Source organism: Enterococcus columbae DSM 7374 = ATCC 51263 (assembly GCF_000406925.1).
GTDB lineage: Bacteria > Bacillota > Bacilli > Lactobacillales > Enterococcaceae > Enterococcus_E > Enterococcus_E columbae.
In genome coordinates this window covers 1-20,972 of sequence record NZ_KE136350.1, presented here as the reverse complement: position 1 = coordinate 20,972, position 20,972 = coordinate 1, and the positions used below count along the sequence as shown (strand labels likewise).

General features: G+C 38.1%; 16 protein-coding genes and 1 rRNA gene. 14 read left to right on the top strand and 3 right to left on the bottom strand.

Annotated features, from left to right (window positions below; genetic code table 11):
* Positions 1–170 precede the first annotated feature (170 nt).
* The gene (locus RK02_RS09260) at positions 171–1,586 is read right to left on the bottom strand and encodes a L,D-transpeptidase family protein (RefSeq protein ID WP_016183976.1); all 1,416 of its coding nucleotides are present in this window, start codon (positions 1,584–1,586) and stop codon (positions 171–173) included.
* Between the two features lie 197 nt (positions 1,587–1,783).
* On the bottom strand, positions 1,784–2,749 hold the full coding sequence (locus RK02_RS09255; RefSeq protein WP_018451686.1) for an L-lactate dehydrogenase: 966 nt from the start codon (positions 2,747–2,749) through the stop codon (positions 1,784–1,786).
* 653 nt (positions 2,750–3,402) lie between these two features.
* Here RK02_RS09255 and pth point away from each other — a divergent pair.
* The 9 genes from pth (at position 3,403) to ftsH (ending at position 14,700) form a co-directional block, all read left to right on the top strand.
* Entirely contained in the window at positions 3,403–3,963 is a 561-nt protein-coding gene (gene pth, locus RK02_RS09250; protein WP_016183974.1) for an aminoacyl-tRNA hydrolase, read from the top strand.
* Positions 3,964–3,979: 16 nt separating this feature from the next.
* Complete coding sequence (gene mfd / locus RK02_RS09245) at positions 3,980–7,534, top strand: transcription-repair coupling factor (RefSeq protein WP_016183973.1); 3,555 nt, start codon at positions 3,980–3,982, stop codon at positions 7,532–7,534.
* A gap of 3 nt (positions 7,535–7,537) precedes the next feature.
* Positions 7,538–9,178: a putative polysaccharide biosynthesis protein gene (locus RK02_RS09240; protein WP_016183972.1), complete on the top strand. Its 1,641-nt coding sequence runs from the start codon at positions 7,538–7,540 to the stop codon at positions 9,176–9,178.
* A complete protein-coding gene (locus tag RK02_RS09235; protein ID WP_016183971.1) occupies positions 9,165–9,440 on the top strand; it encodes an RNA-binding S4 domain-containing protein in 276 nt (91 codons plus the stop codon). The genes RK02_RS09240 and RK02_RS09235 overlap by 14 nt, the downstream gene beginning before the upstream one ends.
* 154 nt (positions 9,441–9,594) lie before the next feature.
* Positions 9,595–10,002 carry an FtsB family cell division protein gene (locus tag RK02_RS09230; protein ID WP_016183970.1) on the top strand — a complete coding sequence of 136 codons (408 nt, stop codon included), beginning with the start codon at positions 9,595–9,597 and terminating at the stop codon, positions 10,000–10,002.
* A gap of 65 nt (positions 10,003–10,067) precedes the next feature.
* Positions 10,068–10,508: a S1 domain-containing RNA-binding protein gene (locus RK02_RS09225; protein ID WP_016183969.1), complete on the top strand. Its 441-nt coding sequence runs from the start codon at positions 10,068–10,070 to the stop codon at positions 10,506–10,508.
* A gap of 85 nt (positions 10,509–10,593) precedes the next feature.
* Complete coding sequence (gene tilS / locus RK02_RS09220; RefSeq protein WP_016183968.1) at positions 10,594–12,006, top strand: tRNA lysidine(34) synthetase TilS; 1,413 nt, start codon at positions 10,594–10,596, stop codon at positions 12,004–12,006.
* 20 nt (positions 12,007–12,026) lie between these two features.
* On the top strand, positions 12,027–12,572 hold the full coding sequence (gene hpt / locus RK02_RS09215; protein ID WP_016183967.1) for a hypoxanthine phosphoribosyltransferase: 546 nt from the start codon (positions 12,027–12,029) through the stop codon (positions 12,570–12,572).
* Between the two features lie 70 nt (positions 12,573–12,642).
* The gene (ftsH, locus tag RK02_RS09210) at positions 12,643–14,700 is read left to right on the top strand and encodes an ATP-dependent zinc metalloprotease FtsH (RefSeq protein WP_016183966.1); all 2,058 of its coding nucleotides are present in this window, start codon (positions 12,643–12,645) and stop codon (positions 14,698–14,700) included.
* Positions 14,701–14,778: 78 nt separating this feature from the next.
* Here the strand turns inward: ftsH and RK02_RS09205 are convergent, their stop codons facing one another.
* Positions 14,779–15,849 carry a Fic family protein gene (locus RK02_RS09205; RefSeq protein WP_016183965.1) on the bottom strand — a complete coding sequence of 357 codons (1,071 nt, stop codon included), beginning with the start codon at positions 15,847–15,849 and terminating at the stop codon, positions 14,779–14,781.
* 162 nt (positions 15,850–16,011) lie between these two features.
* Between RK02_RS09205 and RK02_RS12385 the strand changes: the two genes are divergently transcribed.
* From RK02_RS12385 to RK02_RS09185, 5 genes are all read left to right on the top strand, one after another.
* Positions 16,012–16,173, top strand: a complete 162-nt coding sequence (locus tag RK02_RS12385) for a hypothetical protein (RefSeq protein ID WP_016183964.1) — start codon at positions 16,012–16,014, stop codon at positions 16,171–16,173.
* Positions 16,174–16,291: 118 nt separating this feature from the next.
* Positions 16,292–17,182 (top strand): Hsp33 family molecular chaperone HslO, encoded by an 891-nt coding sequence (gene hslO, locus RK02_RS09200; protein WP_016183963.1) that lies wholly within the window; start codon positions 16,292–16,294, stop codon positions 17,180–17,182.
* Positions 17,182–18,180, top strand: a complete 999-nt coding sequence (dusB, locus tag RK02_RS09195) for a tRNA dihydrouridine synthase DusB (RefSeq protein ID WP_016183962.1) — start codon at positions 17,182–17,184, stop codon at positions 18,178–18,180. Before hslO ends, dusB begins: the two co-directional genes overlap by 1 nt.
* Positions 18,181–18,285: 105 nt before the next feature.
* Positions 18,286–19,791 (top strand): lysine--tRNA ligase, encoded by a 1,506-nt coding sequence (gene lysS, locus RK02_RS09190; RefSeq protein WP_016183961.1) that lies wholly within the window; start codon positions 18,286–18,288, stop codon positions 19,789–19,791.
* A 969-nt stretch (positions 19,792–20,760) separates the two neighbouring features.
* A 16S ribosomal RNA gene (locus RK02_RS09185) occupies positions 20,761–20,972 on the top strand; the annotation flags it as partial.

The following is a 20,972-nucleotide window of genomic DNA, read 5'->3' as shown; positions in this document are numbered from 1 at the left end:
GTTTTACTTTTCACAACAGAAGTCACCTAGAAAAAAAGCTACTTTTTCTATTGCTTAGCTCATAAAAAAGCTAGTGAATGGTTGCTGATTGGCGTAATCACCCTAAAAGCATAGATTAAAAAATAACCAAGCTATCCTCAGATCAGAGGGATAGCTTGGCTGTTTTTTTTTTAGAAAATTAATACTGGTGTTCCGACTTCAACTGCTGCATATAGTTGCGCCATCACGCTAGGTGGGGTATTGACACAACCGTGAGAACCACGTGTTTGCCAAAGGTTGCCACCATAAGCTGGTTGCCAGTCAGAATCATGAATACCAACACCTGTCCAGTCGATTGGCATCCAATAGCTTACTGGACTTTCGTATTTACTACCATCATCATTGGTTCCTTTTAAGGTAGCGTTACGTTCTTTTTTCCATACGTAGTCGACACCTTTAGGGGTTGGCGTAGTTGGTTTACCTGTTACTACATCCGTTTCCAATACTAAGGCACCATCTTTATAGTACCACATATGTTGGTTAGTTAAATCAACTTCAATATAAGTATTCCCAACTAGTGGTTGGCTTGCCTTAGCGCTCCCCTTGGTAATTGGTGAGCGAGTAAAGTTTTGGCCTTGCATAATTTGATTGGCTAATTCCTTTGCTTCATCAGCTACCTGAATACTCCAGCTTAAGGTTCCGGCTGGGACAGAAACGACGCCACGTCTAGTACTGTTAAAGCTGGTTGGATTGGTACTAGTATTATATTGATCCGCTAATTGTTGGACATAGGCTTGCACTTTTTCTTGATTGATGGTTACTTGTTTATTTTCGTAAGTTAACCAATCGGCAATTAACTCATTAGGAATTTGGAAGGTAGTCCCGTTGATGGCATAGTTCGCTGTAATTTGTGCAATTTTATTTAAGGCAGTAAGCTGTTCTTGTAGCTTACTATCATTTGCCTTTACTTTAGGTTGGTGAACATAATCATTTAGGTTAATTTGGGTTTGGCCATTCATTAAATCCTTTTTGATCGCTTTTAAGGCCTCATCAACTGAGAAGGTATTCCCAACTACTTCATTGGTAATAATAAATCCAGATGCATCCTTAGTAATTTGGGCATCCTGTGTCGCAGTTCGCCCTTGATTGAGCTGCTCTAATTCAGTTTTTAATTCGGCCAATTTTTGATTTAAAACGGTATCATCATAGGCTACCGTACTATCTTTTACTTGGTTATCTTTAAATAATGCAGTGCCCCAACTCCAAGGATTTTGTTTTTGCAAGGTGTTTTTCAACGTATCTTTAAAATCCGCTTGCATACCATAGTCAGTTTTGTTGATTTCCTTAACCACCTGATTATCCAATAAGAGCTGTAAGGTTTGGCTTTTATTTTTATCAGCCATTGTTTTCTTGGCTTGTTCTAAAGACATATTGCTTATTTCAACAGCTTCAACCTGGGTATTAGGCAAAAAATGCTTGCTGTAGAAATTACTTCCCAATGCATAGCCGGCTAAACCAATTACACCAACTGCTGCAATCCCACTGATAATCCATTTGGTTTTTGGATTTTTTTGGTGTCTATTTTTTCTGCTTGAAAGTTCAGACATCGATGCTTCTACTCCTGTCTATCAGAAAATGTTTATAGCAATTATAATAGCATAAAAAGTTAAAAAAAGTTGGTAAAATGCTTAAGAATTAATAAAACTTCAAGAATTTCACTAACTTTGTAAACTTTTTTCAATGTTTGTTAACAAAAAACGCATGAAGCTTTCACAAAGCCTCATGCGCAAAGTCATCGTAGCGATTATTCAGCATCTAATTTAGCAAATGCTTCATCAATGATTTCTTTTAATTGTTTAGCAGAAGCGTGCATACGTTCACTTTCACCATCTGTTAATGGGATTTCAATGACTTGCTTGATACCTTTAGCATTGATTACAGCAGGTGCACCAATGAAGATATCGTTTAATCCGTATTCACCGTTCATGTAAACAGATAATGGTAATACTGCGTTTTCGTCATCTAAGATTGCTTTAGTGATACGTGCTAAGGCTACAGCGATACCGTAGAAAGTTGCCCCTTTCTTTTCGATAATGGTGTAAGCTGCATCGCGAACGCTGAAGAATAGGTTGATGATTTCTTCTTCATCGATATCAGGATGACTTTTCACCCAATCATAGATTTGTAAACCAGCAACGTTAGCGTGTGACCAAACTGGGAATTCTGAGTCACCGTGTTCACCTAAGATATAAGCGTGAACGTTACGTGCATCTACACCAACTAATTCAGCTAAAGCTTGGCGGAAACGAGCTGAGTCTAATGAAGTACCAGAACCGATTACGCGTTCTTTAGGGAAACCTGAGAATTTCCAAGTTGAGTAAGTTAAAATGTCAACTGGGTTAGCGGCGATTAAGAAGATACCGTCAAATCCTGAGTTAACGATTGAAGTAACAACTTCACGGTTGATTTTTAAGTTTTTGTGTACTAAGTCTAAACGAGTTTCACCTGGTTTTTGAGGTGCACCAGCAGTAATTACTACGATATCTGCATCGTGTGCATCTTCGTAAGTTGCTGAGTAGATTTTTTTAGGTGAAGTAAATGCTAAGGCGTGTGATAAGTCGATTGCATCTCCTTCAGTTTTTGCTTTATTAATATCTACAATCCCAACTTCTTGTGCAATGTTTTGAGTAACTAACGCAAAAGCATAACTAGAACCTACAGCACCGTCTCCAACAAGAATAACTTTTTGATGTTTTTTTTCGTTTGACATCTGCATACCAATCCTTCCGAGGTTTTTCTTTTCGACTATTATGCTACCATTTTCACGAAGATTTGTCATCCTTTTTCTGCAAATTATGTAACAGTATTTTTCTCTGTTTTTTTGGAATGGTTTTCTTTTGCTTAAAATCAAGCTTTCTGCCGATATGTGAATTTGTGAAATTATTAGAAAACTCTAATTTTAGTTAATGTATTCACGAACATGTGAAAATATTAGGGCTTTTTCTTTAGTGACGGTAGGCTTATTTTGATAAATTAGGCTGGAATTAACAAAAAAACGATTCGCACATCACTAGTGGTTTTTAGTATTTACAATCATTTTCAGTACAGAAAGTAATACAGTTGCTAGAATTTGTAAAATCTGTTTTTCTTTACTGTTTTCAAAAGAAGCGATTTATTGAGAAATAGACCGATTATGTAAGTCTAGTAAGTAGAGCGACAACCTGTACTGATGCAATCGTCGCATTTTTTTCTAATCTATGCTACAATGTTAAAACAGTAGCTGGTCAACTTTTGAAAAGACTGGCAATGATAGACGCATATTTTTAGTAAACCTACGCCTTATGGGTGCTAGGTTATTTCTGCGTTGAAGTAAATCAACCATTCAAATAGATTGAACTAAAAAGAGAAGAAAGGAATCACCTAATGAAAATGATTGTTGGCCTAGGAAATCCAGGCAGTAAATATGAAAAAACAAAGCATAATGTGGGCTTTATGGTAGTGGATCATTTAGCTAGCCGCCATCAAGCGAAATTTAAGAAAAATGCTTTTCAATCGGAAGTCGCGGAGTATTTTGAAAATGGCGAAAAAATTCTTTTAGTTAAACCCCAAACCTTTATGAATGAATCAGGCAAGGCAGTGGGACCTTTGATGACTTATTTCAATATTTATCCAGAAGAGCTAGTGATTGTTTATGATGATTTAGATTTAGCTTTGGGCAAGCTGCGCCTACGTCAAAAAGGAAGTGCTGGTGGACATAATGGGATTAAAAGTATTATTGCTCATTTGAATACGCAGACGTTTAATCGCATTAAAGTGGGGATTGGTCGGCCAAAAGAAAAGCAAACGGTTGTCAGTCATGTATTGTCAGGCTTTGATCAAGCCGATTTGCCACTAATCGAAGCGTCAATTGATCGAAGTGTGTTAGCTTGTGAAGCATTCATTGAAACCAATGATTTTGTTCAAACGATGAATCGCTATAATTAATCGAGGAGGTCGCTAGGTGAGTTTATTATCTTTCATTGAAAAAAACGAAGCAATCGCTAATTGGCAACAAGAAATTAGTGCGGGTTTGAAAAGACAGCTCTTTTTAGGGCTAGCGGGTTCGGCCAAAACGTTAATGCTGGCTCAATCTTTTCAAAAGTTACAGCGTTCGTTAATTGTAGTGACTGCTAATTTGTATTATGCCAATCAATTAGCAGATGATTTAAGAAATATTTTAGAGGAAGTCTATGTTTTTCCAGTCGATGAAGTGTTATCAGCAGAAATGGCTTTTTCTTCCCCAGAAGCACGAATGCAGCGCGTAGCAACGCTTGATGCCATCAGTAGTGGTAAAAAAGGGATCTATATTTTACCGGTGGCCAGTCTACGTAAATTCTATCCCCAATTATCAACCTGGCAGGCTAGCCACTTATTTGTTAAGCTAGGCACAACGCTTGAAGTGAGTGATTTGGCTTCTCAGCTACAAAAAATGGGGTATGAGCGTCAGCAAATGCTAACTAAGCCAGGTGAATTTAGTATTCGTGGGAGTATTGTAGATATTTATCCTTTAGATCAGGATTATCCTTGTCGTATTGAATTCTTTGATGATGAGGTCGACTCGATTCGCTTTTTTGATGTAGAAACCCAACGTTCTAAAGAGAAAATAGAAGCATTAGTGGTCTCGCCGACTAGTGAATATGTCTTTAGTAGCGAAGATTATGCTCATGGGATAAAGCGGGTGAGCGATTTACTGCAAAAAAGACTGGCTGTCACTAAAAACCAAGGGGATGCCCAATTATTACAGGATTATTTTGAAGAACTCATTAGTCATTGGCAAAAAGAACAGGCTACAGAGGTTGTGCATTATTATGCCGATTTATTATATGCTAAGCCGGTAAGTATTTTGGATTATTTTTCTAGTGATAGCTTGCTAATCGTGGATGATTTTTCAAGAGTAATGGAAACATCTCGCCAACTAGAGCAAGAAGCGCTAGAGTGGATGACACAAAAAATTGCTGAGCTACGGATTTTTTCTGAGCAGACTTTTACCGTGGATATTCATGAAAAGTTAACTAAATCTACGCTACAAACAACGTATTTCTCGCTGTTTCAAAAGGGAATGGGCAATTTACGTTTTCAAGCCATTCATCAAATTCAGTATCGGCCTATGCAGCAATTCTTTGGACAATTTGGCTTGTTAAAAGCGGAAATTGATCGTTGGGAACGCCAACAGCAGACCGTTCTTTTCTTAGTAAGTAGCCAAACCCAACAAGAAAAGTTGCTTGAGTTGTTTAAAGAGCATGATATTTATGCGGTAGCGACTGATTTGCAACGCATTTTTACTGGACGTAGCCAGATTGTCGTTTATGAATTACAAGCGGGCTTTGAATTACCAAGTGATCATTTGGTTGTCATTACAGAACGGGAAATTTTCCAAAAAGTAGCCCAAAAACGCGCACGTCGCCAAACAATTTCTAATGCGGAACGCTTAAAAAGCTATAATGAATTAAAAGTGGGCGATTATGTTGTTCATGTGAATCACGGGATTGGTAAATATGTTGGGATGGAAACCTTAGAAGTAGATGGTGTCCATCAAGATTATATTTCAATCTTATATCAAAACGATGATAAGCTATTTATACCAGTTACACAGTTGAATTTAATTCAAAAGTATGTAGCCTCAGAATCTAAAACACCTAAAATCAATAAGCTGGGTGGTAGTGAATGGGCTAGAACCAAACGTAAGGTCGCTAGCAAAATTGAAGATATCGCTGACGATTTGATTCAATTATATGCCAAAAGAGAAGCAGAAAAAGGCTATGCGTTTGCACCTGATGATGGGTATCAGCAAGAATTTGAGGATGCTTTTGCCTATTCAGAGACGGAAGATCAGCTAAAAAGTGCAGCTGAGATTAAAAAAGATATGGAAAAAGAAAAACCGATGGATCGACTATTAGTGGGCGATGTCGGCTTTGGTAAAACAGAGGTCGCTTTACGTGCTGCTTTTAAGGCAATCAAAGAAAATAAACAGGTGGCCTTTTTAGTACCCACTACCATTTTAGCCCAACAGCATTATGAAACGATTTTGGATCGCTTTGAAGGCTTTCCAGTTAATGTCGGTTTGTTGAGTCGTTTCCGGACGAAAAAGCAACAGACAGAAACGCTAGCCCAATTAAAACAAGGGCAAGTGGATATTATTGTTGGAACCCATCGCTTATTATCTAAAGATGTTGAATTTGCTGATTTAGGCTTGATTATCATCGATGAAGAGCAACGTTTTGGTGTGAAGCATAAAGAACGACTAAAACAATTACGTACCCAAGTGGATGTTTTAACCTTAACAGCTACACCAATTCCTAGAACACTGCACATGTCGATGCTAGGCGTGCGTGATTTGTCAGTCATTGAAACCCCACCGGCTAATCGCTATCCGATTCAAACCTATGTAATGGAGTATAATCCAGGTGCCATTCGTGAGGCAATTTTACGAGAAATGGCGCGTGGTGGCCAAATTTTTTATCTATATAATCGCGTAGATACGATTGAGCGTAAGGTAGAAGAGCTACAAGCTTTGATTCCAGATGCTCGCATTGGTTTTGCACATGGGCAAATGACCGAGATTCAATTAGAAAATACGCTGTTTGATTTTATTGAAGGACAATATGATATTTTGGTTACGACAACTATCATCGAAACAGGGGTAGATATTCCAAATGCCAATACGTTGTTTGTCGAAAATGCTGATTACATGGGCTTGTCTACCTTGTATCAGCTACGTGGACGAGTAGGCCGAAGTAATCGGGTGGCTTATGCGTATTTCATGTACGAACAACAAAAGGTGCTAAAAGAAGTTAGCGAGAAACGTTTGCAAGCAATTAAAGACTTTACCGAATTAGGATCTGGTTTTAAAATTGCCATGCGTGATTTATCGATTCGAGGAGCAGGAAATTTATTAGGCGCTCAGCAGCACGGCTTTATTGACTCAGTCGGTTTTGATTTGTATTCACAAATGCTCTCTGAAGCGGTCAATCGTAAGCAAGGTAAGAACCAACAATTAGAAAAAACGATGGTGGAAATTGATTTAGGCATTGATGCTTACTTACCAACTAGTTATATTGAAGATGAACGTCAAAAAATTGAAATTTATAAACGAATTCGTGAGTTAGAAAGTCAAGCCAATTTAGATGAGCTGCAAGACGATTTGTTGGATCGCTTTGGTGAATATCCGGACGAGGTAGCGCATTTATTGATGGTCGGCGAATTGAAGATGCATGCTGAAAGAGCCTTAATCGAAACCATTCGACGCGTCCAAGATAAAATTAAATTTACCTTGAGCAAGACGGGAACCAAGCAATATGCCGTTGAGCAGTTATTCGCTGCCTTAAGTGCGACTAAGCTACAAGCTACGCTAGGGGTACACAAAGAACAAATGGAAATCGTTCTAACCATTCCTAAAAATCAACAAGAAATGGTTTGGATGATGGAAATCAATCGTTTTGTAGAGGCCTTACAAGAGATTAAATATCAAGCGAACGTTCAGGCTAAAGCTGATGAATTAGCTGAACAGAAAGGATAGCTTATGGCAAAATTCGCGATGCAAACCATGTTAAAGGGAGCATTTATCCTAACCGTTGCTTCCTTAATTTCCAAGATTTTAAGTGCCATCTATCGAGTGCCTTTTCAAAATATGGTCGGCAATCAAGGCTTTTATGTTTATCAACAAGCTTATCCACTCTACGGCATAGCGATGACCTTAGCTTTGACCGGTTTTCCACAATTTATCTCTAAGTATTTAGCTGAAGCCACTAATCAAGAGGAGCAGGCGCAACGATTACAAAAAATTTATCCATTTATTTTTTATAGCTCGCTTAGCTTTAGCTTATTGCTATTTGTCATTAGTCCGTTGCTGGCTAGCTTGATGGGTGATCTTCAGCTGAAAGCTATTTTGAGAATTACGGCGCTGACCTTTTTGTTTGTGCCGGCATTATCGCTTTATCGTGGGGGCTATCAAAGTCAATTGTTGATGCTACCGAGTGCTTATTCCCAGGTTGGTGAGCAAATCATTCGTGTAGGGATGATTTTGCTTGCTGCCTATTGTTATCAGTTACTAGGTTTAACCACCTATCAAACAGCGCAATGGGCAATGACAGGTGCTTTATTAGGAGCGATGTTGGCTTTAATCATTTTGAAAACAGCGCAAAATAAATGGCAATTAACAGCATTATTTCCACCATTGGTCATACCTTATTGCTTTCAATGGCGCAAATGGCTTCGATTGATGCGACGTGAACGGACATTATTCAAACGTCTAGTAACTGAAGGCGGGATTTTAACTATATTTACCGGCTATTTAATCTTATTTCAATTAATTGATGCTTTCGTCGTTGTTAATGCGTTAAAATGGCATGGCTATAGTCTTAGTGCAGCCCAAAATTTAAAAGGAATTTATGATCGTGGCCAGCCACTTGTTCAATTAGGTTTGGTGTTAGCTGGTGCGTTAAGCGCTAGTTTTTTACCGAATTTAACACGTTATTTGGCTCTAGCTAAAGAAATGGCCTATCAACGGATGATTAAAATCTTCTTGCGCTTAGTGACCTGTTTTTCTTTAGCAGCGACTTTTGGTTTATGGGCTTTATTACCTTGGATGAATCAAGCCTTATTTAAAGAAAATGTAGGGACGACTGCTTTGGCGCTTTTTATTTTCTCAATTGCATTGATGTCCGTCATTCAAGCATATCAAAGTGTCGATCAAAGTCAAAATCGCTATTTACCTTCCTTTAAAGCGGGAGTGGTAGGGCTTATTTTAAAGTTGATTTTGACACTGAGTTTAACCCGCTATTTATCCATTGAAGGGGCTAGTTTAGCAACGATTTTGGCTTTATTGGTTGTTTTGCTCTTACTGATTATCAGTCAAAAGTCAGTGGTCAATCGTTTTTGGTTTGAAAATGGCTATTGGTGGAAGGTTCTCTTATCCATTGGCGCGATGGCAGGAGTTGTTTATGGCTATCGATTGTGTGTGGAAAAGTTTTTTGTCATAACAGAAAGTCGCTTGGCTCTATTGCTTGCCAGTATGATTGGGGTGGTTTTAGGAGTCGGGATTTTTTGTACGTTAGCTGTTGTGCTACAGTTATTTACGGTGCGCGAATGGCTATTACTACCTGGAGGCAAGTATTTATTAAAATTATTTAGGAAAAGAGGAGAAAATGATGCGTTTAGATAAATTTTTAAAAGTATCTAGAATTATTAAACGTCGGTCAGTCGCCAAAGAAGTGGCTGATAAAGGTCGGATTCAAATTAATGGTAAATTAGCAAAATCAAGCAGTACCTTAAAGGTGGGCGATGTCTTATGCATTCAATTTGGCAATAAGCGCCTAGAAGTAAAGGTAACTGAATTAAAGGATTCAACGAAAAAAGAAGATGCGACACAAATGTATGAAATCTTATCAGAAGAGAAAATACGCTTGGAAGATTTGAAAGAATAGTCTTTATTTAGGCAAGGAAAATCACCTGGATATATAGAGTGTTTTTCCTTGTTTTTTCTTGCTGTTTCTGGGAAAATCTGCTATGGATAAGCTAGACAAGTTTTCTGGATATTGGTATAATTACGAAGATGATGACAGATAAGGAGCGATAGTAATGAAGCGACCATCTGATGAAAATATTCATGTTTTAGATAATTCCTATGTACGTAAGCAGTATGCCAAATATAGTTATGAACAAAAGCAAGTTATTTTTAGACGACGTCGTCTGACTGCCTTGCTAGTCTTAGCTGTATTTATTTTTACAAGTGCGGGGATTGCCTTGTTTAAGGATCATCAAAGATTGCAGTTGATGCGTGCTTATCAAGTAGAAACACAAGAAAAGAAAAAGCAAACACAAAAAGAAAAAGCGACGCTAGAAAAAGAAGTTGCGTTATTAAAAGATGAGGACTATGTGGCAAAATTAGCGCGTAGCCGTTACTTTTATTCAAAATCTGGTGAGTTGATTTATCCACTTCCTGAAAATAGTGATAGTCAACTGAATGAACATTCAACCAATCCATAGCCAACCATCGTGGGTAACCACGATTAATTTATAAAAGGGTAATATATAGGAGGAACATTTTTTTTATGTCAATCGAAGTTGGAGCGAAACTACAAGGTAAAGTATCAGGAATTACGAATTTTGGTGCTTTTGTAGACTTGGGTGAGGGTAAAACTGGGCTAGTCCATATTAGTGAAGTGTCTAACGGTTTTATCAAAGACATTAATGAGGTTTTAAAAGTTGGGGATGAGGTAACGGTTTTGGTTACCGCTGTTGGAGACGATGGTAAGATTGGTTTATCTATCCGTAAAGCGATGGATCGACCAAAAGAAGAAAAACGTGAGCATCATCGTTCAACTAATAAAAAGCCTTTCAATAAAAATCAAGGATCACATGCTGCTAGTGCACCTAAGCAAGACTTCGATGCATTAATGAGTTCATTTTTAAAAGATAGTGATGATCGTTTGGCATCATTGAGAAGAAATACAGAAGGTAAGCGCGGAGGCCGTGGCGGTCGTCGTAGCTAGTCGATAACAAAAAAGTAGGGATGGCCAGGATATGCCCCCTACTTTTTTGTCTTAAAAATAGGTGGATGATCAAAAGGATAAAATTATGCACAAAGTACGTTTAGAACAAGAATTTATGCACATTGTACAAAAAAATAGGTGGTGGCAAGCCAAGGATCGTCTGCTATTAGCGATTTCAGGTGGCGTCGATTCAATGGTCTTATTGCATCTTTTAATAAAATGTTTTCCCAAACAAGAAATTGGGGTTGTTCATCTCAATCATCAATTAAGAGTGCAAGCGAATGATGAGGCAGCTTATCTTAGCGCTTTTTGTCAGGCTAGGCAGATTCCTTTTTATGAAAAAAGCTGGCAAAATCCCCCTACTCAAGGGATTGAAGCGGCTGCTCGCCAATTCCGTTATGCGTTTTTTGCTGAAATAATGCAAAAAAATGCGTATGATGTCTTACTAACGGCGCATCATGGGGACGATCAAATCGAAACAATCCTCATGAAACTCATGCGCCATGGTAATTTAGGCAATGTTATCGGCATTCGTGAAAAAACAACCTTTGATCAAGCGCGATTAACAATCGTACGACCTTTATTATCGTTTGCTAAGGCACAGTTATATACTTATGCGAAAAGTCAAAAAATCCATTATTTTGAAGATGCAAGCAATCAAACGACTCTTTATCAACGCAATCGACTAAGACAGTCGGTGCTACCGATTATTCAAAGCGAGCAACCAGAAGCAAGTCGCCATTTTTTACGCTTTTCCAAGCAATTGAGTTATGCTGAGGAGATTCTTTTAAAGCAACAACAAAACTGGTATGCGAAAATGGTTGTTTTTACTGATGAACGAGTGGACATCGATTGGCAAGCGTTGACTTTGTTGACTGAAGCTGAGCGTTACTTTTTCTGGCAGTATACCTTTCAACAATTGAGATTAAACCAACACATTCGGTTAAAAGATTGCCACATAGAACAATTAGAAAAATTATTGTCACAAGGAAAAAGCAATTGGTCGATTGATGTTGAAGCCAACTGGCGCTGGGTAAAAAGTTCGACACAGCTAAGCTTACAAAAGGTATGCGATAATGAAACGCCAACATTAGTGGAAGCAGCGAATGTTTCTTTTCAGTTAACAAGCAATCAAGCTTTTTATTTAAATGACAAGCAATGGATTGGTCTATTTACCCAAGCAAACATCAATCTTCCCGAAAAAGTCAAAAATTGGTCAGAATTTCGCCATGAATTTATGGCAGACTCAACTTTGTGTCTAAATATTCGAAAAAGGCAGGCTGGGGATCGCATTAGGTTGAACCAGCAGTTAACCAAACGCCTTTCTCGGTGGTTGATTGACCAAAAAATTTCTTCTGAACAAAGAAATTCGGCATGGGTGGTTGAAAATCAGGTAAAAGAAATCTATAGTTTGCTACCTTTTGTGAATTCTTATTTGAGTATTGGCTCAGAAACTGATAAAATACGTTACATACTAGTCTATCGATATTTAGCTTAAAGGCTTGGAAGGAGAAAATTATGTTAATCAATGATATTGAGAAAGTGTTGATTACACGAGAGCAAATCAAAACTCGTTGTGAAGAATTAGGAAAAGAATTAAAGGATAAATTTGAAGGAAAAACACCTTTAGTAGTTGGTGTTTTAAAAGGGGCCGTTCCATTTATGGCCGACATTATTCGTGAAATGGATAGCCATGTTGAAATTGATTTTATGGATGTATCTAGCTATGGTAACGCTACTGTTTCATCTGGAGAAGTGAAAATTGTCAAAGACTTAGATACGAATGTAGCTGGTCGCGATATGTTAATCGTTGAAGATATCATCGACAGTGGTCGAACTTTAGCTTATCTAGTTGATTTATTTAAATACCGCAAAGCAAACTCAATTACCATTGTAACGCTTTTAGATAAACCAGAAGGCCGTGTGGTAGATATTGAAGCAGATTATGTCGGTTTTGATGTACCAAACGAATTTGTGGTTGGCTATGGTTTAGATTATTGCGAACGTTATCGAAACCTACCTTATGTTGGGGTATTAAAACCTGAAATTTATGAATCAAATTAATCCCTATTTTGGCAATAGTTATGTTAAAATATAAAAGGTCAATAAAAGACAAATGGCAAGGAGGGGCCACATGAACAAAAAAGGTAATGGTATGTTTAAAAATACCTTATACTATGTCCTCGTGCTATTAGCTATGGCAGCAATCTTAATCTTCTTTGTAGGAAACGGCAATACGCAGTCACCTGCAATTGATTATTCTAAGTTTACCGAGCAACTAGAAGAGGGCAAAATTAAATCGTTCTCTGTACAGCCAGCCAATGGGGTTTATAAAATCACCGGTGAGTACAAAGACGAACAAACTGTAAGCAATAATAGTGGCTTGTCAGTTTTAGGTTCAACTTCAACTAAAACTGATAAATTTACGACCATTATTTTGCCAAATGATTCAACTTTAAGTGAAATTACTTCATTAGCAGACACACACAAAGTAGCCACAACTATTAAAGAAGAGTCAAATAGTGGTGTATGGTTATCATTCTTAATCAGTATGGTACCTTTCGTCATCATGATTTTCTTCTTCTACATGATTATGGGTCAACAAGGTGGCGGCGGTGGTGGCGGTCGTGTCATGAACTTTGGGAAATCAAAAGCCAAAGAAGCAGACAAGAAAGCCAATCGTGTACGTTTCTCTGATGTAGCTGGTGCCGAAGAAGAAAAACAAGAATTAGTCGAAGTGGTTGAATTTCTTAAAGATCCACGGCGCTTTTCAGCCTTAGGTGCCCGGATTCCGGCTGGGGTATTATTAGAAGGACCTCCCGGAACTGGTAAAACCTTACTAGCTAAAGCGGTAGCTGGTGAAGCTGGTGTACCATTTTACTCTATCTCTGGTTCGGACTTTGTTGAAATGTTCGTCGGGGTTGGGGCGAGTCGTGTACGTGACTTGTTTGAAACAGCTAAGAAAAATTCGCCAGCGATTATCTTTATCGATGAAATCGATGCGGTCGGTCGTCAACGTGGCGCTGGTATGGGTGGCGGACACGATGAACGTGAACAAACCCTAAACCAATTGCTTGTTGAAATGGATGGATTCAGTGGTAATGAGGGAGTTATCGTCATTGCAGCAACGAACCGTTCTGATGTTTTAGACCCAGCGTTACTACGTCCAGGTCGTTTTGACCGTCAGATTTTAGTTGGTCGTCCGGATGTTAAAGGACGTGAAGCGATTCTTCGCGTGCATGCACGAAACAAACCACTTGCTGATGATGTTGATTTGAAGGTTATCGCCCAACAAACACCAGGTTTTGCCGGTGCTGATTTAGAAAACGTGTTGAACGAAGCGGCTTTAGTGGCTGCTCGACGCAACAAAAAGAAAATTGATGCTTCAGATATCGATGAAGCGGAAGATCGCGTGATTGCTGGTCCGGCTAAGAAGGATCGTGTGATTAGTAAACGCGAACGTGAAATGGTGGCTTATCATGAAGCCGGTCATACCATCGTTGGTTTAGTCTTATCTCGTGCGCGTATCGTGCATAAAGTAACGATTATCCCACGTGGACGTGCCGGTGGTTACATGATTGCCTTACCGAAAGAAGATCAAATGTTAATGACTAAAGATGATATGTTTGAACAAATTGTTGGTCTGTTAGGTGGACGCACTGCTGAAGAAATTATTTTCGGCGTACAATCAACTGGAGCATCCAACGACTTTGAGCAAGCCACCGCTTTAGCGCGTAGCATGGTTACTGAATATGGAATGAGTGAAAAACTTGGACCTGTTCAATACGAAGGCAATCATCAAGTCTTCATCGGTCGTGACTATGGTCAAACCAAAGCCTATTCTGAACAAATTGCTTATGAAATTGACCAAGAGGTTCGTCGTATCTTGATGGAAGCTCATGAAAAAGCGCGTGAAATCATTGAATCTCATCGTGAACAACATAAACTAATTGCTGAAAAACTATTAGAATTTGAAACCTTAGATGCTAAGGCAATTAAGTCATTGTTTGAAACAGGTAAGATGCCTGAAAAAGATGAAAGTGAATTTCCAAGCGAAAAAGCGCAAAGTTACGAAGAAGCGAAGCGTGCTTTAGAAGAACGTGATGCGCAAAAACAAGCACAAGAAAAGCAAGAAGCAATCAACGGGGAAGAACAACCAACTATCACCCCTGATGATACAACTGAAGAATAAGAAAAAAGCGACTGATTCTAGCAATCGGTCGCTTTTTTGAAGTGCACAAATTAGAAAAGCTTCAATTTGATTGTTGCCTTAAATATTTCTATCTTTAGCCGTTTGTTGTTTTTTTACATAAAATGTTGCTCTTCCCTTACCATGTCTTTCAATGTATTCTTCTTCAGTGAGTTTTTTAAGCATGTTTTCAATTGTTGCTCTTCCTACGCTAGGTACTAATTCCATAATATCACTCTTTGTAAATTTCCCTAATTTGCTATCAATGGCATTTCTCACAAGGGTTATCGTAGGTGTTTTTTTATCTACATAATCTACTTTTTCTTCAAAGTCAATATAAGCAGCTAGTATTGTTCTAAGGATGTATTTGATAAATGGTACAGGGTTATCCTTATTTTCAGACCAACCAATTCCGCTTTTTTCTAAAGATGCGTAATAGCTATCTTTATTTTTTTCTATTTTACTTTCTAAACTGATATATTTTCCAATAAAATATCCTTGTCTATAAAGAAGGAGTGTGGTTAATAATCGACTCATTCTTCCATTGCCATCATTGAAAGGGTGGATGCATAGGAAATCATGAATAAAAATTGGGATTAGAAGGAGTGCATCTACTTCTTTTCTATCAAGAGCCCTATTTAATTCGTTACAAATTTGCTCTATTGCAGACGGTGTCTCATATGGAGATAAAGGTTTAAATATTTCGATGGTATGACCATTTGCATCTTTTCCTACAATTGAATTCTGAGTGTTCTTATATCGGCCCCCTATACCTTTCTCACTATACTTAAATAGATTTCTATGAAGTTGTAAAATATAGTTGCTATTAATTGGGATGTATTCATAGCTTTCGTGGATTGTATTTAGCACATCTCTATATCCTAGAATTTCTTCTTCATCCCTATTTTTAGGTGTTGTTTTTTGGTTCATCAATTCCTTAATTCTTACTGATGTTGTAACGATACCTTCAATTTTGTTAGAATCCTCTACACTTTGAATTTTAGCAATTTCCACTAATTTATCTAAAACAGCAGGCTTTCTTTGTAGAAAAAGTTCTTGTTTTCCCTTATGTTCATGAATTTGGGTGAGGAGGTTTACCACTTCGCTATCCCATTTAGTGCTTGCTAGATTTTCATAATTAAAAATTCTCATTCGCCTACCTCCATTTCGTTTCGCCTAATTATAACTCGTTTTTAGGCGATTGTTAAGGCGTTAGGCGATTATTGGTAGAAAAGCTTATCTGTAGGTGCTGAGGTTCAATAGAGCAAACATAACAATACTTACAGTACACTCAAATGAATGGTGAGCCGTTTCATGTGTCCAGCCGTATTATTTGGCTTTATTCCAGCAAGAATTTTAGGAATTTTGTCGCCTTTTGATGTTCCTGATGAATACTTTATGGTGAAAAAGCTCAAGCTTGGTGCTGTTGAACTTTCTAGTGTAATGCGATATGCACCGGAGTTTGGGATTGAGTAGAGGCGGTCTGTTCTGCTCCCTTTTTTTAATTAAACTTTTAATTTGAAATTTTGCCTTGAATTAGGTATCATTCTAAGGTATCTAAATAGATAGCAAGTATAGCTAAAGGAGGAGAATGATGGCGGATTATTTAGTAAAAGCGCTGGCTTATGATGGAGTCGTGCGTGCTTATGCAGTCAATGCCACAGAGACTGTAGCTGAAGCGCAAAGAAGACACGAAACTTGGCATACAGCCTCAGCCGCTTTAGGTCGTTCGTTAGTCGGTGGATTACTTTTAGGTGCAACCCTAAAAGGTGAAGATAAATTAACAGTAAAAATTATGGGAGATGGACCAGCAGGCGCGATTATTGTCGATAGCAATGCCAAAGGTGAAGTAAAGGGTTATATCCAAAATCCTAAAGTAGCCTTACCACTAAATGCCCAAGGAAAGCTTGATGTGCGTGGTGCAGTGGGGACGCAAGGCTTATTTACAGTCATTAAAGATTTGGGCTTAAAAGAACCTTTTACCGGACAAACACCGATTGTCTCAGGGGAATTAGGTGAGGACTTCACTTATTATTTAGCTTCTTCTGAACAGGTTCCTTCAGCAGTAGGCTTGAGTGTCTTGGTTAACCCTGATGACACGATTCAAACAGCTGGTGGTTTCATGATTCAAATCATGCCAGGAGCTAGCGATGAAATCATTACTCGCTTAGAACAAAAATTAGCATCCTTACCACGAGTTTCTAGTCTGTTAGCCGATGGAATGACCCCGGAACAGATTTTAGAAACCATTTTAGATGACACAACCATCTTTTATTTAGAAACGATGCCTGTGCAATTTAAGTGCGATTGCAGTAAAGAAAAATTTGGCTCGGCTTTAATTACTTTAGGCACAAGTGAACTAAATGAAATGATTGAAGAAGATCATGGCGCAGAAACGGTTTGCTCATTTTGTGGGAATAAATATCACTTTAGCGAACAAGACTTACATGAATTAGTTCAAGAAATAGAAGGGAAAAAAGATTAATGGGACAAACATGGAAAATTGGCGATATTGAAATTGCCAATCGTGTAGTGGTTGCACCAATGGCCGGAATTTCAAATGCTGCCTTTCGTGTAACCGTTAAAGAAGCGGGCGCTGGCTTAGTTGTTTGTGAAATGATCAGTGACCAAGGCATTCATTTTCGCAATAAAAAGACTTTAGATATGCTATATATTGATGAGCGTGAATATCCATTAAGCGTGCAAATTTTTGGTGGCGGTAAAGAAAGCTTAGTTGAAGCGGCTCAATTTGTTGAAGCCAATACCAAAGCGGCGATTATTGATATTAATATGGGCTGTCCGGTAAATAAAATTATCAAAGCTGAGGCTGGAGCGAAATGGTTGTTAGATCCAGATAAGGTTTACGAAATGGTTGATGCGGTATCTTCTGCGGTAAAATTACCGGTAACTGTAAAAATGCGCACTGGTTGGGATGAACAACATCTTTTTGCGGTTGAAAATGCTAAAGCAGCGCAAGCAGGTGGTGCGGCAGCGCTAGCGATGCATGGTCGTACACGTGTGCAAATGTATGAAGGTCACGCTAACTGGGAAATTTTGCGTCAAGTAAAAGAAAATATCGACATTCCTTTCATGGGCAATGGTGATGTGCGTACCCCAGAAGATGCTAAAAGAATGTTAGATGAAGTGGGTTGCGATGCCGTGATGATTGGTCGAGCAGCTTTAGGTAATCCATGGATGATTAAACGAACCGTGCATTACTTAGAAACGGGCGAATTATTGGACGAACCAACACCACGTGAAAAAATTGATATTGCTAAAATTCATTTTCAACGTTTAATTGACCTTAAAGGGGAAAAGGTAGCTGCCCGCGAATTTCGTCAACATGCTGCTTACTATCTAAAAGGAATTCCACGAGCAGCTAAGGTCAAAGCAGCGATTAATCAGGCTGAAGACCAACAAACGATGGTTGGTTTATTGGAAGAATTTCTAGAAAAAACCGAAGCAAATCCAGTTACTCGATAGTCAAAATGAGAAAATCAGGCGATTAGTGAAACTTTCGCTTGATTTTTTCGGCTTTCATTGGCAATATTAATAAAGAGTGAAACAAAAGAAACGGAGGATCAACTCGTGACTGAAGAACGTCAAGTGCAAGAAGAATTGAATGACCAAATGCTTGTTCGTCGTGAAAAAATGGAACGTCTAATCGAACAAGGAATTGATCCATTCGGTAAACGTTTTGAGCGTACCCATAACTCAAAAGAATTACATGAAACTTATGATGATAAGACTAAAGAAGAATTACATGATTTAGATTTAAAGGCAAGCATTGCTGGCCGAATGATGACCAAACGAGGTAAAGGAAAAGCTGGTTTTGCGCATTTATTAGATCGCGAAGGCCAAATCCAAATCTATGTTCGTAAAGATGAAGTTGGCGAAGAAGCATATGAATTATTTAAACAAGCCGATTTAGGGGACTTCTACGGGGTGACTGGTCAAATTATGAAGACCAATACTGGTGAAGTTTCAATCAAGGCTGAAACCTTTGAAATTTTATCCAAAGCGTTACGTCCACTTCCAGATAAATATCATGGTTTAACGAACGTAGAACAAAGATATCGTCAACGCTACTTAGATTTAATTAGTAACCGTGAAAGCTTTGACCGTTTCATGAAGCGTAGTCAAATCATTAGCGAAATTCGTCGTTATTTAGATGGACATGGTTATATTGAAGTGGAAACACCAGTCTTACATAACCAAGCTGGTGGTGCGGCTGCCCGTCCGTTTATTACCCATCACAATGCCTTAGATACTGATTTATATTTACGTATCGCTTTAGAGTTACATCTAAAACGTCTAATTGTTGGGGGAATGGAAAAAGTTTACGAAATTTCTCGTGTTTTCCGTAATGAGGGGATTGATACGACTCATAATCCAGAATTTACTATGCTTGAAGCTTATACTGCCTATACCGACTATCAAGATGTTATGGACTTAACAGAAGGCATTATTCGTAATGCTGCTGAAAAAGTGTTAGGCACAACTGAAATCAGTTATGCTGGCGAAGCGATTGATTTAACTTCACCATTTAGACGCCTGCACATGGTCGATGCAGTCAAAGAAAAAACAGGGGTAGATTTCTGGCAAGAAATGAGCCTAGAACAAGCGCGTCAATTAGCTAAAGAACACAATGTTGAAATTACTGATGCGATGGAAATTGGCCACATTATCAACGAATTCTTTGAGACTTTTGTTGAAGATACTTTGCGTCAACCAACCTTTGTTTATGGTCATCCAGTGGCTGTTTCACCACTTGCTAAGAAAAATCCAGAAGATCCTCGCTTTACGGATCGTTTCGAACTGTTTATTGTTGGTAAGGAATTTGCAAATGCCTTTACTGAATTAAATGACCCAATCGATCAAAGAGAACGTTTTGAAGCTCAAGAACGTGAACGAGCAGCTGGAAACGATGAAGCACATGGAGTGGATGAAGATTTCCTAGAAGCATTAGAACATGGTCTACCACCAACCGGAGGGCTAGGGATTGGTATCGACCGCCTAGTAATGCTATTAACGGACTCTCAATCTATCCGTGATGTCTTATTATTCCCAACATTAAAAAATATCGAAAAATAAGCAAGACGAAATTAATGACGTTAAAATCAAGTTACCCCTTGGTTTTAACGTCTTTTTTATAAAGAAATAGGCTAACTCGGACTGCTAAAATTGATCAAAATGGTGAGGGAATTTAAAAAAATATCAAGATTTTTTTAGTCAGTTGGCTTAGATAGGCAGAGAAACTATCAAACCCAGCTGTGAATGAACTTGCCTAGAGATAAGGAAATGCGAATTTTGGGAAGTACTAGTCGTTGAAGGTAGGGATTAAATTGTTTCGTAAGAGTGTCTATCTTTGATCATGAAGCGATACCTTCCTCTTAATCAATGAAAGGGTGGATAGTTTAGTAAATCTAGTTTATGGATGAGGTTATGGATGACTATCCTATGATAGAGCATTATCCCATAATTTTGACTTACGAGTCAGTTTATCCTTATTCCTTTCAAAAAAACTAGTCAACTTTCATGAACATTCATAGAATAATTGCGCTTGATGACGGGTTACCCTTTGATAAAAACGAACATTTTTTAAATTAAACAAAAAAATATCCTTATTTTCTAAAAGAACGAAAAAATTACAAAAAAGTTTAATTTTTTTGTTGACCGAATGAAAAAATCTTGGTATAGTATTACTTGTCCTTGAGATAAACGTTGATTTAACAACGAATTTCAAGATGAAATATTTTCAGAAAAACATCTCTAAAAAATATAAAAAAACTTGTTGACAAAAAAACTTCAAGATGATATATTGAGATGGTCGCTGTTTAATTGAAAAACAGCAAAAAATAATTTAAAAAACTTGTTGACAAATCTTAATTAAAGTGTTAAACTTTAGAAGTTGTCAAAACAAAGTAGGCCTTTGAAAACTGAACAAAAAAGCAAACCAATATGTGTAAGGCGCTTCTATTATATAGAAGCAAAAACAACATGCAAGCAATAGCTAGCAAATCAATTTTTTGAGCTTAACAATCAAGATGATTGTATCAACTTTTTTATGAGAGTTTGATCCTGGCTCAGGACGAACGCTGGCGGCGTGCCTAATACATGCAAGTCGAACGCACTTTCTTTCACCGTAGCTTGCTACACCGAAAGAAAGTGAGTGGCGAACGGGTGAGTAACACGTGGGTAACCTGCCCATCAGCGGGGGATAACACTTGGAAACAGGTGCTAATACCGCATAATATTACTTTTCGCATGAGAAG